The sequence below is a fragment of the Citrobacter arsenatis genome, from assembly GCF_004353845.1.
Classification (GTDB): domain Bacteria; phylum Pseudomonadota; class Gammaproteobacteria; order Enterobacterales; family Enterobacteriaceae; genus Citrobacter; species Citrobacter arsenatis.
This window is the reverse complement of record NZ_CP037864.1, coordinates 947,845-962,226: the sequence shown is the minus strand read 5'-3', so window position 1 is coordinate 962,226 and position 14,382 is coordinate 947,845. Positions and strand designations below refer to the sequence as shown.

The window sequence follows — 14,382 nt, the reverse complement described above, 5'->3', positions numbered from 1 at the left end:
TTATCAGGGCCTTTTTTTACATGGATTGTATAAAATGGCTAAACCAGCGGCGTATTATCGCCTGCTCTTCCCCTTCTTTTTTCTGCTTTCAGCCTGCACGCTTGACGTCAGTCAACAGAATTCATCTGCAACCGCCGTCGATGCCCAGGCAAAAAAATGGGCGATAAAATTCCAGCGACAAAGCTCCTTTACTGCTAAGGCATTGCATGAGATTACAGATACCGAACTCAAGCCAGGCGATCTGTTATTTTCTTCTAGCCTTGGGGTTACCTCATTCAGTATCCGCGCGTTCAGTACTTCTTCTGTCAGCCATGTTGCCGTTTACCTAGGTAATAATGAAGTTGCTGAAGCAACCGGGGCGGGCGTGCAAATCGTTTCTCTTGAGCAGGTGGAAAAGCACAGCGATAAGCTTTTTGCCCTGAGGGTCCCCGACCTCACTCCACTACAGGCCGAAGAAATCAAAATATTTGCCTATAAAATCAAGGACAGCGGCTATAACTATCGCGGCATCGCAGAATTTATTCCGTTTATGATGACCAGGCAAATATGTTCGTTAAATCCTTTCTCAGAGGATTTTCGCCAGCAGTGCGTCAGCGGACTGGCGAAAGCACAACTGAGCAATGCCAGCGAGGGAGAAAAGAAGGCGTGGTTTTGCTCCGAATTCGTGACTGATGCGTTTGCCAAAGCCGGGCACCCGCTAACGATGGCGCAGTCGGGTTGGATTAGCCCTTCCGACCTGATGCATATGCGCGAAGGCGACATTTCCGCATTTAAGTCTGAAACGAAGCTGCAGTATGTCGGCCACCTGAAGTTAGGTATTTACATCAAAACGAGTCGTTTTGTTGGATTGATCCGATAAAACCTTATGCCGCCAAAAACAGGAAAACTGTCCGGGAAATCACCGGACAGTTTTTATAAGCGACAGATTAATTTTCGCAACTCTGTCCTGGGATAAACTTAATGTCTTTATCCGCTCTTAACGTTTTCACGGGCGCGCCCGTATCTGGGTTTGCTTCCATCGTGAAGTGCCCTTCCACCGTCAGCAGGACCGCCTTATCCGTTGCGCCACGCGCAGCCAGATAATCTCGCTCCAGTTGTGCATTGTTCGCGACAGAAACGCGTTTACCCGTTGCGCAGTCGGTAAAGGTTGCCGCATCCGCCATGTAGAAGTACATCCCCCGCATCGGCATTGGCGTCACCGGTAAACTGGCGGAAACCGGCTGGAGCGTGTAGTTGAACTGCGACTCAATCGGATTGCCTTCACGATCGAGCATTTCCAGCGCTTCTCCTTTTGCCCGGTAATACGACTTTTCACCTTTGCTGTCGGTCAGTACCAGTTTGTCGGCAGTGCGCGCCCATGTCCCATAAGAGGCAAAGGAAGACGGTTCATCCCGCACGCCCTGATAGCGTTCGTTCATCACCCATGTGCCGTCTTTTTCCAGGAACAGAGAGGTTTCAATCCCTTCGCAGTCCGCGCAAGGCAAAATGCCACGCCAGCTTTGCTGCATCGGTTTTAATTCTGCCGCCCGCGTCGGCTGTAGTACTTCAACTTCAGTACGGTTGTTACAGCCGATCAAGGAAAAAAGCGTGCATGCAGCGACTACGGACAATATTGCTGTTTTCACTATGAATTCCTTATAAATTTTTATTTCCGCTCGTCAGTCTTGCGTTCGACGAACTCTCCCGCGCAGTGCTTTCACTGTGGATTTTTGCGCCTTCGATGACAACCTGCGCTCTTTCGAGGCGCGCGTAGGGCGAGTTGCCTGTCGACTTTTTTGCACCGCGGTTAATTCTTTTATGACCGCCACCAGCCGGGCGATTGCAGCTTCCCGATTTAGCTCCTGGCTACGGTACTCCTGCGCCTTAATGATAATAACGCCATCGCCGCTAATCAGATGATGGCTGGCAGCCAGCAGTCGTTGCTTATAATACTCTGGCAGGCCAGAGGCCCGAATGTCAAAGCGCAAATGGATAGCCGTCGAGGTTTTATTCACGTGCTGACCGCCCGCGCCCTGCGCCCGAATCGCCGTGATTTCCAGCTCATTGTCAGGGATAGAGACGTTTCGGGAGATAACAATCATGAACGCGGCTGCCACGCGATCAAATGAATTTCCAGATTGTTCTGAGAATCGGACAGCCAGATAGCGCCGTCCTGGATAGTCGCCTGCAGCGCCATTGTACGACCAGCAAAATCACTCAGTTGCGCCAGCTGTTCATCATCCAGATACCACACGGTAAGGTTTTTAAACTGCGCGCACTTGTTCTGGTTTTGCTGCCACCAGATCTGGGCCGCACGGTTGTTGTAGGCAAACAGGGCAACCTCACCAGACTGGGTACAGGCTTTCTTAATACGGCGCTCATCCGGCAGACCCAACTCAATCCAGAGATCGATGCCCAGATGGTCGTTACGTAGCCATGCTTCAGGCTCGTCTTCCGCACTCAGGCCACGCGTGAACTGCAGCCGTTCATCGGCATATTTAATCCAGGCCAGCAGGCGCAGCATCATGCGCTCCTGGGTTTCAGAGGGATGACGCGCCAGCGTCAAGGCCGCGTCAAGGAACTGGTTGCGGTCGAGATCCGCTACGTTGACAACGGCTTTATAAATTGTCGCTTTAAGCGCCATGAGAGAACTCCTTTCGAATCAGGCGCTCATTGTAGCGAAAACTGCGACAAAAGGCTGCTAACAGCACCTCTATCAAGGCGCTGATATTGCTTGAATGAGTATGGTATAGTCACCTTGCTAAACAGAGTTTATCTTCGTAGGCTTAGACTTGCATCCACGGTTAAGTCAGAGTGCTGACAGGAGGGCATGTGGAAAAATATTGTGAGTTAATACGCAAGCGGTACGCGGAAATCGCCAGCGGAGACTTAGGGTATATCCCGGATGCGCTGGGTTGCGTATTGAAGGTGCTTAATGAAGTGGCGACAGACAGCGCCCTTCCAGAGTCGGTCAGGGAAAAAGCGGCGTATGCTGCCGCGAACTTACTGGTGAGCGATTATGTCAATGAATGAAACGTACCAACCCATCAACTGTGATGATTACGACAATCTTGAACTCGCCTGCCAGCACCAGTTGTTACTGACGCTGGCGCTTAAAGATGGCGAAGTTTTGCAGGCGAAAGCGAATGACCTGGTTTCACGCAAAAACGTGGAATATCTGGTCGCAGATGTCGCGGGCGAAACCCGGGAGCTTCGTCTCGACAAAATTGCCAGCTTCAGCCACCCGCAAATTGGTACCGTGGTGGTCAGCGAATCTTAACCTTTCTTGCACCTTATCCGGCCTACTTTCCATTTGATACGTAGGCCTGATAAGCGCAGCGCCATCAGGCATGCCAAACCAGACTCACGCCTGCTCCATCTTCCGCTATACCCTCACGCGTAACAAAAACACCCGCAGCCGCAATCAACGTTTCACCGTAAAACAACAACGGCGTGGTATCTCGACGCCAGGGTGGGATCCCCTGCTCCTGCCAGATTTTCTTTAATTTACGTCCACCGTTACGCCCAACAATATGCAATATGCCAGGCGCTTTAAAACGAATGCTGACGGCTTCATCCGCTTGCGGCATACGCAATTCACCAGCAGGGATGAGCTTCACCGAGCCTAACCCGGCGGGCAGCGTCAACGGCATTTCCCAGCATGGCCACGGAATAACGGTTTCGCTTTGCCCGTCGAACGATTTGACCCACCATAGCTGTGACTGATAGCGACGGACCGTATATTCTCCAAGACGAAAACAGGGGGAAGCATCTTCCCGCGCCAGCGCCACTTCCTGCCAGATACGTTCCAGCCCATCACGGGAAGGCATCGGCGCATTTAACCCCGCCAGCCAGCGGCGAAGCAGAGCAGCACGCCGCACGCCGCTCATCGTCATTAATGGCGCCAGTAACAGTGTCCCCTGGGTAGTCACGCAGTCGGCTAAATCGTTGGCCAACAACTCATCAAGTAAACTCTCCTGCTCGGCGCACAGCGCGGCGCTACGGGCTACTGCTTGCGCGAAGCGCGGCCATCGCTGCTGGAGCAATGGGGTAACGTGCAATCTGAGGAAATTGCGATCGTAGACATCATCCTGATTGCTTTCATCTTCAATCCAGCATAATTCATGCTGCCGCGCCCAAACTTCAAGCGCCTCTCGCGTTTGCGCCAGCAACGGCCGAATCAGTTGGGTTCCGGCGAACGGTGAGTTTTCGCCCATGGCGGAAAGACCGGCTGGACCGCTGCCGCGCTTAAGCGCCAGCAGAAAGGTTTCACACTGGTCATCGAGATGCTGGGCGGTCATCAGCACCTCGCCCGGTAGTAGGGTCTGAGCAAACGCCTGGTAGCGCGCGCGTCGCGCCTGAGCTTCGATGCCCAGACCATCATCCTCAAGATGGACCTTTTCAACCACCAGCGGCACCTGCCACTGCGCGCATACCGACTCACAGTGCTGCACCCAACTGTCTGCCTGCGGGCTTAATCCGTGATGAATATGGATCGCGCGTAGAGCGACTTCAGGATGCTGCGTTCGCCACAGCACCAGTTGATGCAGCAGTACGGTTGAGTCCAGCCCGCCGCTAAAGGCGACCAGAATCGATGGGGAATTCAGTAGTGAAGTGTTCAGCGTGAGTGTCGTCATGATGGTTACTTACAAGGACATTGCCCGGCACGTTACCGGGCTAACGCCACAATGACAAGCCTTACAGCTCGTACAGTTCGAGCGGTAATCCGTCCGGATCGTTAAAAAACGTAAAGCGTTTGCCGGTAAACGGATCGATACGTACGGATTCGCACTTCACGTAGTGAGCTTCCAGATGCGCAATCGCTTTTTCCACGTCGTCCACGCTGAACGCCAGATGGCGTAAACCGCAGGCTTCCGGTCGACTCGGGCGGCAAGGCGGAAACGGAAAAGAAAAAAGCTCAATCACATACTGACCGTTCAATGCCAGATCGCCTTTCCAGGAGTCACGTTCTTCCCGGTAGGCTTCGCTAATCAGCGTAAAGCCCAGCACATCGCAGTAAAATGCCTTACTCGCCGCGTAGTCCGTCGCAATAATGGCAATATGGTGAACCTGTTTTAATCCCAGCATAGCGTCATCGCCTCTTTCGTTTTTCTGTCAGCACGTTACCCGTGCGTAATGGGTTCACGCAAGTCGTTAGGGCATTTTTAGGACTCTCACGCGATACACGCCGTCCTCACCCAGTTTAGCGCCATGGATATCGGTTTCAAATCCAGGATAGTGCTGGCCTACTGAACACAACATCAACAGAAAATCGAGTACGGCACGGCTTTCGGCAGCGATCATTTCCCCAGGCATCAGGAGCGGCACGCCGGGAGGATAAGGCAGAATCATATTAGCGGAAACTCGCCCCACCAGTTGATCAAGCGCCACCGTTTCGACCTCACCTTTGATCTGCCGTTGCCAGGCCTGGTGCGGCGTCATTTTCATTTCCGGTAAGGTATCAAATGCCCGCAGCATCAGCCCGGAGAGATCGTGCTGGCGGATCAGCTTATGGATCCCTTGCGCCAGATCCTGAATGCGCATATTGCGATAGAAATCAGGATCTTCAGCATACAGATCCGGCAGCATATTTTTCACGCGCAAATTCAGATCGTATGAGCGTTTAAATTCCGTCAGACCGCGCAGCAGTCCCATCGCCCGGGTTTTATCAATGCCAATACTGAACAGGAACAACAGATTATACGGTCCCGTTTTCTCGACAACGACGCCGCGTTCATCAAGGAATTTCGCCACCAGCGCCGCAGGGATCCCCTCTTCGCTCATATTCCCCTGTTCATCCATTCCCGGCGTCAGAATCGTGACCTTCACCGGGTCGAGGAACATGTGGTCAGCGTCAGCATCAACAAATCCGTGCCAGTCTTCACCAGGCGCTACCGGCCAGCACTCTGCTTCATCTACCTTTTCCGGCTGCCAGATATCAAAGAACCAGCCATCCGACTCCTCGCGTAGCCGCTGCACTTCTTTACGGAAATGCAACGCCCGCTCCACCGAACGATTGATTAACCGCTTGCCTGAATTGCCACGCAGCATCGCCGCCGCCGTTTCTATCGACGCCACAATCGGATAGCTCGGGGAAGTGGAAGTGTGCATCATAAAGGCTTCGTTGAAGGTCTCCTCGTCATAGTCGCCCTTAATGTGGATCAGAGAAGCCTGTGACAACGCCGCCAGCATCTTATGGGTGGATTGCGTTTCAAAAATCACCTTCCCCGATACCCGTTCGCCGCTCATCCCGCTTTTCCCCTGATAGATCGGATGAAAGTGGGTATACGGCACCCAGGCAGAATCAAAATGGATGGAGGACACATCCAGAGTTTGCTTGATCCAGTTGGTGTTATACAACAGGCCATCATAGGTAGAGTTGGTGATCACCGCATGCACCGGCCATTGCGCCTGAGGGATCTCTTCTACCTTGCGTTCAATGCTTGCGCGGGTAAATTCCCGACGGGGTATACCGCCGAGGATCCCCAGCGCATTGCGCGTAGGCTTCAGCCAGATTGGCACCACATCGCTCATCATCAGCAAATGTGCCAGCGACTTATGGCAGTTGCGGTCAATCAGCAGCGTACTGCCTGCAGGCGCGGCGTACATACCAACTATCTTGTTCGATGTCGAGGTGCCGTTGGTCACCATATAGCTCTGTTCGGCGCCAAAAGTGCGCGCAATATACTCCTCCGCTTCCAGGTGCGGGCCGGTATGGTCGAGCAGCGATCCCAGCTCGGTCACCGAAATAGAGACATCAGCCTTAAGCGTATTGCCGCCAAAGAAATCATAGAACAGGCAGCCGACAGGGCTTTTCTGGTACGCTGTTCCCGCCATGTGTCCGGGCGTACAGAAGGTATACTTTCCTTCCTTCACATAGGTAAAAAGCGCCTTGGTGAAAGGAGGTGTGATGTTGTCGAGATATTCATTGGTGTACTGGCGAATACGCGTGGCAATGTCTTCAGACTGGCCCAGCGCATACTCAAAAAACCACAGCGCCATGCGCAGGTCGTGCGCGCTGACATCCATCGTTGAATGGGTATTAATAAAGGCATAGAGCGGGAGATACTCGTTGAGCTGGTTGATATCACTACACAGCTCCAGACTGTATTCATCCCAGTCAAAAATGACGCCGCAAATTCGCGGATTGTGTTCGATAAACTTCAGCAGGTCGACGCTATTCTGCGGCCAGATAATCTGAAACCCCTGCTGTTGCAGCGCACGCTCAAGTTCCTTGATGGGCTCATCTTTATAAAAGACGCCATGCGGTCCCATGATGGCAATGATATTCATGCGTTCCTCCTGGAAAAACCTTAGTTAATCATAGCCTGGTCAAACCGCAGGTAAAAAAAAGGGCCACATCGTTGTGGCCCTTTTCAGAATTAATGCAGTTTATGCGTAACCGTAGCTCATCAGACGCTGGTAACGACGGTTTTTCAAATCGTCTTTACTTAACACGTCGAGATCGGCGAGATCGGCCAGCAACTGTGCTTTCAGGGACGCCGCCATCACTTCCGGGTTGCGATGTGCGCCGCCCAGCGGTTCAGGAATGATAGAGTCGATAAGCTTCAGCTCTTTCAGACGCGGCGCGATAATCCCCATCGCCTCTGCAGCCAGCGGCGCTTTGTCGGCGCTTTTCCACAGAATAGAAGCACAGCCTTCAGGGGAGATAACGGAATAGGTGCTGTATTGCAGCATATTCACTTTATCGCCAACACCGATAGCCAGCGCGCCGCCGGAGCCACCTTCACCGATAACAGTGCAGATTACCGGTACGCTCAAACGCGACATTTCACGCAGGTTGCGCGCAATCGCTTCAGACTGACCACGCTCTTCCGCGCCCACACCTGGGTAAGCCCCTGGGGTGTCGATGAAGGTAATGATCGGCATATTGAAACGCTCGGCCATTTCCATCAGTCGCAGCGCTTTACGATAGCCTTCCGGCGCTGGCATGCCGAAATTACGACGAATTTTTTCTTTGGTCTCACGGCCTTTCTGATGACCAATGATCATCACCGGACGGCCATCCAGACGCGCGATACCGCCGACAATAGCTTTATCATCCGCATAGGCACGATCGCCCGCCAGCTCATCAAATTCATCAAATGCCAGGCGGACATAATCCAGGGTGTACGGACGCTGTGGATGGCGCGCCAGCTGGGCTACCTGCCATGCGCCGAGATCGGCGAAGATTTTACGCGTCAGTTCTACGCTTTTCTCACGCAGACGATGCACTTCTTCATCGATGTTAATATCCAGTTTCTCATCCTGACGGCTAACCGCAGTCAGAGAATCGATTTTTGCTTCCAGCTCTGCAATCGGCTGTTCAAAATCAAGGAAATTCAGACTCATAGTATTCCTGTATTAGTCAAACTCCAGTTCCACCTGCTCCGAACCAATAAGGCCACGGAGATCGTTTAGCAAACGATCGCTCGGAGAGACACGCCACGTTGCGCCAAAACGCAATCGCGCACGTGCATCCGCCCTCTGATAGTAGAGATGTACTGGAATTGTCCCCGAGCGGTGGGGTTCCAGAGACTGACGGAGTCGGTTTAAAAGCTGGTCATCAATTTGCCTGTCCGTCAGCGAGATAGCAAGCCCGCGAGCATATTTTTCCCGGGCCTCGTCAATATCCATGACTTCACGGGCCATCATTTTAAGCCCGCCGCTGAAGTCATCAAAGCTGACCTGTCCGCTGACGATAAGTATGCGGTCTTTTTCCAGCAATTGCTGGTATTTATCCAGAGCATCGGTAAACAACATAACTTCCAGACGTCCGGAACGGTCATCCAGGGTACAGATGCCGATACGATTGCCGCGCTTGGTGACCATTACCCGCGCAGCAATGACGAGCCCCGCAGCCGTGGTGACTTTACCACGTTCTGTCGGATGCATGTCTTTCAGCCTGTGGCCTCCAACATAGCGCTCAATTTCTTTTAAATACTGGTTGATAGGGTGTCCCGTCAGGTAAAGCCCTAACGTTTCACGCTCTCCTTCTAATACCACCTGCTCCGGCCACGGTGTACAGTTGGCATAAGACTGTTCAATTTGTTCCGGCTCTTCCGCCAGCACGCCAAACATATCAGCCTGGCCAATAGCCTCGGCTTTCGCATGCTGATCGGCGGCTTTTAGCGCATCGTTGAGCGAATTCATCAGCGCCGCGCGATGCGGACCAAGGCGGTCAAACGCCCCGGACATAATTAGCTTTTCCAACACCCGACGGTTAAGTTTTTTGATATCCGTGCGCGCACAGAGATCAAACAGCTCGCGGAAGTAGCCGCCTTCATTACGCGCCTCAATAATAGCTTCAATTGGCCCTTCACCCACGCCTTTTATCGCGCCGATGCCGTAGACAATCTCGCCATCATCGTTCACGTGAAAATGATAAAGCCCGGAGTTGATGTCCGGCGGCAGGATTTTGAGCCCCATGCGCCAGCATTCATCTACCAGACCGACCACTTTCTCGGTGTTATCCATATCCGCCGTCATTACCGCCGCCATAAACTCGGCAGGGTAATGCGCCTTCAGCCACAGCGTCTGGTAAGAGACCAGCGCATAGGCAGCGGAGTGCGATTTGTTAAATCCGTAACCGGCGAATTTCTCCACCAGGTCAAAGATTTTCATTGCCAGTTCGCCGTCGACGCCGCGTTTTTTCGCCCCTTCTTCAAAGGTGCCGCGCTGCTTGGCCATCTCTTCCGGCTTTTTCTTACCCATCGCACGACGCAGCATATCTGCGCCGCCAAGGGTGTATCCGGACAGCTCCTGGGCAATCTGCATTACCTGTTCCTGATACAGGATAATGCCGTAGGTCGGCTCCAGTACCGGTTTCAGACACTCATGCTGCCATTGCACGTCCGGGTAGGAAATCTCTTCGCGACCATGCTTACGGTCGATAAAGTTATCTACCATCCCCGACTGTAGCGGACCCGGACGGAACAGCGCCACCAGTGCGATCATATCTTCGAAGCAGTCAGGCTGCAGACGTTTGATCAGATCTTTCATGCCGCGGGATTCAAGCTGGAAGACCGCCGTGGTCTCCGAGCGTTGCAGCATGTCGAAGCTTTTCTTGTCATCCAGCGGGATAGCAGCGATATCCAGCGGCGGCTCGCCGTTCTTCTCACGGCGCGCGTTGATCATTTCCAGCGCCCAGTTGATGATAGTGAGCGTACGCAGGCCGAGGAAGTCAAACTTCACAAGGCCGGCATATTCCACATCGTTCTTATCAAACTGAGTAACCGGGTGTAGCCCCTGTTCATCGCAATACAGCGGCGCAAAATCGGTAATTTTGGTCGGGGCGATAACCACACCACCGGCGTGCTTACCGGCGTTACGTGTGACGCCTTCCAGCTTACGCGCCATATCGATCAGCGCTTTAACCTCTTCATCTGCCTCATAGATTTCCGGCAGTTGGGGTTCAGCTTCGAAGGCTTTCGCCAGCGTCATGCCCGGGTCGGGCGGCACCAGTTTCGAAATACGATCAACGAAGCCGTAGGGATGACCGAGCACGCGGCCCACGTCGCGGATAACCGCTTTAGCCGCCATCGTACCGAAGGTAATAATCTGCGAAACCGCATCACGACCGTACATTTCCGCCACGTGCTCAATGACCTGATCGCGTTTCTCCATACAGAAGTCAACGTCGAAGTCGGGCATTGAAACACGTTCCGGGTTCAGGAAACGTTCGAACAGCAGGTCAAACTCCAGCGGATCCAGGTCGGTAATTTTCAGCGCATAGGCGACAAGCGAACCGGCACCGGAACCACGTCCCGGGCCTACCGGTACTCCGTTATCTTTCGACCACTGGATAAATTCCATAACGATCAGGAAGTAGCCGGGGAACCCCATCTGGTTGATAACTTTAAGTTCAACCTCCAGACGTTCGTCATAAGGCGGGCGCTTCTGCGCGCGAACTTCTGGATCAGGAAACAAAAATTCCAGACGTTCTTCCAGACCTTCGCGTGATTTTGCCACGAGGAAATCCTCAGTGGTCATATCACCGGTCGGAAACTGCGGCAGGAAATACTCGCCCAGACGCACCGTCACGTTACAGCGTTTAGCGATCTCAACGGTGTTTTGCAGTGCCTCCGGGATATCGGAGAACAGCTCGCACATCTCGTCTTCGCTGCGCATATACTGCTGCGGCGAATAGTTTCGCGGGCGTTTAGGATCGTCAAGAGTGAATCCGTCGTGGATTGCCACGCGGATTTCATGCGCGTCAAAATCACCGGTTTCAAGGAAACGAACATCATTGGTCGCCACCACCGGAAGACCACGCGTTTCAGCCAGTTCTACTGCTGCATGCAGATAATTTTCTTCATCTTGCCTGCCGGTGCGGATCAGCTCGAGGAAATAGCAATTGGGGAAATGTTCTTCGTAAAACGCCACGCATTCATCAACCAGTGCGCTATTACCGCGCAGCAGGCAGCGACCAACGTCGCCCATGCGACCGCCGGAGAGCAAAATCAAACCTTCTTTTAGCTCGCCCAGCCAGTCCCTGTCGATAACCGGCCCTTCTGCGCCATAACCACGCTGATAGGCTTTTGAAATCAACAACGTCAGGTTCTGATAGCCAGTATTGTTTGCGGCCAGCACGGTGAGCTGAGCGAGTTCATCGCCCAACAGTTCGCTACGAACATGAAAATCTGCACCGACTATCGGTTTGATACCCGCACCGTGACCCGCTCCGTAAAACTTCACCAGACCACACAGGTTGGTAAAATCGGTGATCGCCAGCGCAGGCATGCCTAACGCGGCCGCCTTTTTCACCAGCGGCCCGGTTTTCGCCAGCCCATCGATCATGGAGTAGTCGCTGTGCACCCGCAGGTGGACGAAACGAGGTTCAGACATCTTCAGATTCCTTCGACACAAGAATCAGGACGTGAGTCCCAGTGCGCGTTTGACGGGGCCAAAACTACGGCGATGGTGCTCTGTTGCGCCATACATTGCCAGCTTCTCCAGATGAAAAGCGGTTGGATAGCCTTTGTGCTGTGCAAAGCCATACTGCGGGAAAACCATATCCAGCGCCGCCATTTCAGCGTCACGGGTGACTTTTGCCAGTATCGACGCAGCACTAATCTCCGCCACGCGGCTATCACCTTTGACCACCGCCATCGACGGCATCGGTAATGCCGGGCAGCGATTCCCGTCAATCAGTACGTATTCAGGAGTAATATGCAGACCCGCAACAGCACGCTGCATAGCCAACATGGTGGCATGTAAAATATTCAGCTCGTCAATTTCGTGCGGTTCCGCACGGCCCAGGCTCCAGCTTAACGCTTTTTCTTTAATTTCATCAAACAGCGCCAGGCGACGCTTTTCCGACAGTTTTTTTGAGTCGTTAAGACCGATAATAGGGCGAGCCGGATCCAGAATGACGGCGGCAGTGACGACCGCGCCAACCAAAGGACCGCGCCCCACTTCGTCCACACCCGCCACTAAATGCGTATGCGGATACACAAATTCATTCATTGCGCTAACTCCAGGACCGCATCCGCCGCCTGCTCATCAGCATTGCAACGGATCTGCTGATGCAGTTCACGGAATGTGTCGTGCATCGCATGGCTGGTTTTACCATTCGCCAGCAACGGCAACAGCGCTTGCGACAGCGCCTGCGGTTCACACTCTTCCTGCAACAACTCTTTAACCAGTTCTCTTCCCGCCAACAGGTTAGGTAACGAAACGTAATCGGTCTTCACCAGACGTTTCGCCAGCCAGAAGGTGAAAGGTTTCATACGGTAGCCAACCACCATCGGGCATTTTGCCAGCATACATTCCAGCGCGGCAGTACCTGAAGCTAACAGGGCAGCATCACTGGCTACCATTGCTTCACGTCCCATTCCATCGAGCAGATGTACGGAAAGCTCCGGTGCAACTTCAGCTTTAATGCGCTCAAACTGCTCGCGACGTTTGGCATTTACCAACGGCACCACCACTTCGAGATCCGGATAATGCTGGCGTAATAGCTGCGCCGTTTTCAGAAAATCGGCGCTGAGCATCTCCACTTCTGCGCCACGACTTCCTGGCAATAGCGCCAGACAGTGAGCATCATGGGGAATACCCAAAATATCGCGTGCCGCGTTTTTATCCGGGTCCAACGGCATGGCATCAGCCATGGTATGACCGATAAAACGGCACGGGACGTTAAATTTGTCATAAAACGCTTTTTCGAAAGGCAGAAAGGCCAGCACCATATTGGTGGATCTGCCTATTTTGAAAACGCGTTTTTGTCGCCAGGCCCATACAGAAGGGCTGACGTAATGAATGGTTTTAATGCCCTGCTTTTTCAGGTTCCCTTCGAGGGTAATATTGAAATCAGGCGCATCAATACCGACGAATACATCCGGCTTAAGGTCGGTGAACCGACGAGTGAGATCGGCGCGAATATGCAGTAAACGGCGTAGGCGCCCGAGCACTTCAACAATGCCCATTACCGCCAGCTCTTCCATTTCGTACCAGGCTTCGCAACCTTCGGCCTGCATCAGCGGACCCGCCACGCCAACAAAACGCGCATTGGGAACGCGAGCCTTGAGTGTACGGATTAACCCTGCACCAAGAATATCGCCGGAGGTTTCTCCGGCGACGAGGGCAATCGTTAAAGGACGCTGCTCAGTCATTAACGAATCAGACCACGCGTTGAGCGCTCAAAGAAGTCGCTGAAAGCCTGAACTTCGGGGTACTGCTTCGCCAGCTCCGCGATTTCGGGCTTCACTTCTTCCAGCGTTTTACCGCTACGGTACAACGCTTTATAGGCATTACGAATCGCGGTAATTGCTTCGCGGGTGAATCCACGACGCTTCAGACCTTCGATATTAACGCCAAACGGCGTTGCGTGGTTGCCCTGGGCGATAACGTACGGAGGCACGTCCTGGGCAACGCCGGAACAGCCGCCAACCATCACATGCGCGCCGATGATGCAGAACTGATGCACTGCAGTCATGCCGCCAATGATAACAAAATCATCAAGCGAAACATGTCCGGCAAGCGTGGCGTTATTCGCCAGAATGCAGCGGTTACCTACCATACAATCATGCGCGACGTGCGCATTAATCATCAGTAAGTTATCGTTGCCCACCTTCGTCACTCCACCGCCCTGCACTGTGCCACGATGAATGGTGACGCTTTCGCGGATGCGGTTGCGATCGCCAATTTCCACACGGGTCGGTTCGCCAGCATATTTAAGATCCTGGTTAGCTTCACCGATGGAGGCAAACTGAAAGATCTCGTTATCGCGACCAATTTTTGTATGGCCATTTACGACAACGTGAGACTTCAGTACGGTACCCTCACCAATTTCAACATGGGGTCCAACAATACAAAAAGGACCAATGTGAGCATTAGCGCCAATACAGGCGCCCTCTTCCACAATGGCGGTTGGGTGAATAAAGGCGGATTTATCAATCACGT

14 protein-coding genes are annotated in these 14,382 nt (G+C 53.1%); 3 read left to right on the top strand and 11 right to left on the bottom strand.

Annotated elements, in window-relative coordinates:
• Window positions 1-34: 34 nt before the first annotated feature.
• On the top strand, window positions 35-859 hold the full coding sequence (locus tag E1B03_RS05465; RefSeq protein WP_043018501.1) for a YaeF family permuted papain-like enzyme: 825 nt from the start codon (window positions 35-37) through the stop codon (window positions 857-859).
• 67 nt (window positions 860-926) lie between these two features.
• Here the strand turns inward: E1B03_RS05465 and nlpE are convergent, their stop codons facing one another.
• Genes nlpE through E1B03_RS05450 form a run of 3 tightly spaced genes read right to left on the bottom strand, consistent with a single transcriptional unit; the run spans window position 927 to window position 2,623 of the window.
• On the bottom strand, window positions 927-1,628 hold the full coding sequence (gene nlpE, locus E1B03_RS05460) for an envelope stress response activation lipoprotein NlpE (protein WP_103768331.1): 702 nt from the start codon (window positions 1,626-1,628) through the stop codon (window positions 927-929).
• A gap of 30 nt (window positions 1,629-1,658) precedes the next feature.
• Window positions 1,659-2,081, bottom strand: coding sequence for an alternative ribosome rescue aminoacyl-tRNA hydrolase ArfB (arfB, locus tag E1B03_RS05455; protein WP_103768332.1), 423 nt, complete (start codon window positions 2,079-2,081; stop codon window positions 1,659-1,661).
• Window positions 2,078-2,623: a YaeQ family protein gene (locus E1B03_RS05450; RefSeq protein ID WP_133085804.1), complete on the bottom strand. Its 546-nt coding sequence runs from the start codon at window positions 2,621-2,623 to the stop codon at window positions 2,078-2,080. Before E1B03_RS05450 ends, arfB begins: the two co-directional genes overlap by 4 nt.
• Window positions 2,624-2,811: 188 nt before the next feature.
• Between E1B03_RS05450 and E1B03_RS05445 the strand changes: the two genes are divergently transcribed.
• Both E1B03_RS05445 and rof read left to right on the top strand, forming a co-directional pair.
• The gene (locus E1B03_RS05445) at window positions 2,812-3,012 is read left to right on the top strand and encodes a YaeP family protein (RefSeq protein ID WP_048214883.1); all 201 of its coding nucleotides are present in this window, start codon (window positions 2,812-2,814) and stop codon (window positions 3,010-3,012) included.
• Window positions 2,999-3,259 carry a Rho-binding antiterminator gene (gene rof, locus E1B03_RS05440; RefSeq protein ID WP_103768334.1) on the top strand — a complete coding sequence of 87 codons (261 nt, stop codon included), beginning with the start codon at window positions 2,999-3,001 and terminating at the stop codon, window positions 3,257-3,259. The genes E1B03_RS05445 and rof overlap by 14 nt, the downstream gene beginning before the upstream one ends.
• A 64-nt stretch (window positions 3,260-3,323) precedes the next feature.
• On the opposite strand, the gene tilS is transcribed toward rof, so the two are convergent.
• From tilS to lpxA, 8 genes are all read right to left on the bottom strand, one after another.
• A complete protein-coding gene (gene tilS, locus E1B03_RS05435) occupies window positions 3,324-4,616 on the bottom strand; it encodes a tRNA lysidine(34) synthetase TilS (RefSeq protein WP_103768335.1) in 1,293 nt (430 codons plus the stop codon).
• A gap of 61 nt (window positions 4,617-4,677) precedes the next feature.
• Window positions 4,678-5,067 (bottom strand): VOC family protein, encoded by a 390-nt coding sequence (locus E1B03_RS05430; RefSeq protein ID WP_103768336.1) that lies wholly within the window; start codon window positions 5,065-5,067, stop codon window positions 4,678-4,680.
• 66 nt (window positions 5,068-5,133) lie between these two features.
• Window positions 5,134-7,272, bottom strand: coding sequence for a lysine decarboxylase LdcC (ldcC, locus tag E1B03_RS05425; RefSeq protein WP_103768337.1), 2,139 nt, complete (start codon window positions 7,270-7,272; stop codon window positions 5,134-5,136).
• 99 nt (window positions 7,273-7,371) lie between these two features.
• Window positions 7,372-8,331 carry an acetyl-CoA carboxylase carboxyl transferase subunit alpha gene (accA, locus tag E1B03_RS05420; RefSeq protein ID WP_003018513.1) on the bottom strand — a complete coding sequence of 320 codons (960 nt, stop codon included), beginning with the start codon at window positions 8,329-8,331 and terminating at the stop codon, window positions 7,372-7,374.
• Between the two features lie 12 nt (window positions 8,332-8,343).
• Window positions 8,344-11,826 carry a DNA polymerase III subunit alpha gene (dnaE, locus tag E1B03_RS05415; RefSeq protein WP_103768338.1) on the bottom strand — a complete coding sequence of 1,161 codons (3,483 nt, stop codon included), beginning with the start codon at window positions 11,824-11,826 and terminating at the stop codon, window positions 8,344-8,346.
• A gap of 24 nt (window positions 11,827-11,850) precedes the next feature.
• Window positions 11,851-12,447 (bottom strand): ribonuclease HII, encoded by a 597-nt coding sequence (rnhB, locus tag E1B03_RS05410; RefSeq protein WP_103768339.1) that lies wholly within the window; start codon window positions 12,445-12,447, stop codon window positions 11,851-11,853.
• On the bottom strand, window positions 12,444-13,592 hold the full coding sequence (gene lpxB, locus E1B03_RS05405) for a lipid-A-disaccharide synthase (RefSeq protein ID WP_103768340.1): 1,149 nt from the start codon (window positions 13,590-13,592) through the stop codon (window positions 12,444-12,446). The genes rnhB and lpxB overlap by 4 nt, the downstream gene beginning before the upstream one ends.
• Window positions 13,592-14,380, bottom strand: coding sequence for an acyl-ACP--UDP-N-acetylglucosamine O-acyltransferase (lpxA, locus tag E1B03_RS05400; protein ID WP_103768341.1), 789 nt, complete (start codon window positions 14,378-14,380; stop codon window positions 13,592-13,594). The genes lpxB and lpxA overlap by 1 nt, the downstream gene beginning before the upstream one ends.
• Between the last annotated feature and the right edge of the window lie 2 nt (window positions 14,381-14,382).

Excerpts from the sequence above, each read along its gene's own strand:
- lpxB (WP_103768340.1), bottom strand. The coding sequence starts at position 13,592 with ATGACTGAGCAGCGTCCTTTAACGATTGCCCTCGTCGCCGGAGAAACC.
- E1B03_RS05465 (WP_043018501.1), top strand. The coding sequence starts at position 35 with ATGGCTAAACCAGCGGCGTATTATCGCCTGCTCTTCCCCTTCTTTTTT.
- ldcC (WP_103768337.1), bottom strand. The coding sequence starts at position 7,272 with ATGAATATCATTGCCATCATGGGACCGCATGGCGTCTTTTATAAAGAT.
- tilS (WP_103768335.1), bottom strand. The coding sequence starts at position 4,616 with ATGACGACACTCACGCTGAACACTTCACTACTGAATTCCCCATCGATT.
- rof (WP_103768334.1), top strand. The coding sequence starts at position 2,999 with ATGTCAATGAATGAAACGTACCAACCCATCAACTGTGATGATTACGAC.
- arfB (WP_103768332.1), bottom strand. The coding sequence starts at position 2,081 with ATGATTGTTATCTCCCGAAACGTCTCTATCCCTGACAATGAGCTGGAA.
- dnaE (WP_103768338.1), bottom strand. The coding sequence starts at position 11,826 with ATGTCTGAACCTCGTTTCGTCCACCTGCGGGTGCACAGCGACTACTCC.
- E1B03_RS05430 (WP_103768336.1), bottom strand. The coding sequence starts at position 5,067 with ATGCTGGGATTAAAACAGGTTCACCATATTGCCATTATTGCGACGGAC.
- rnhB (WP_103768339.1), bottom strand. The coding sequence starts at position 12,447 with ATGAATGAATTTGTGTATCCGCATACGCATTTAGTGGCGGGTGTGGAC.
- E1B03_RS05450 (WP_133085804.1), bottom strand. The coding sequence starts at position 2,623 with ATGGCGCTTAAAGCGACAATTTATAAAGCCGTTGTCAACGTAGCGGAT.
- accA (WP_003018513.1), bottom strand. The coding sequence starts at position 8,331 with ATGAGTCTGAATTTCCTTGATTTTGAACAGCCGATTGCAGAGCTGGAA.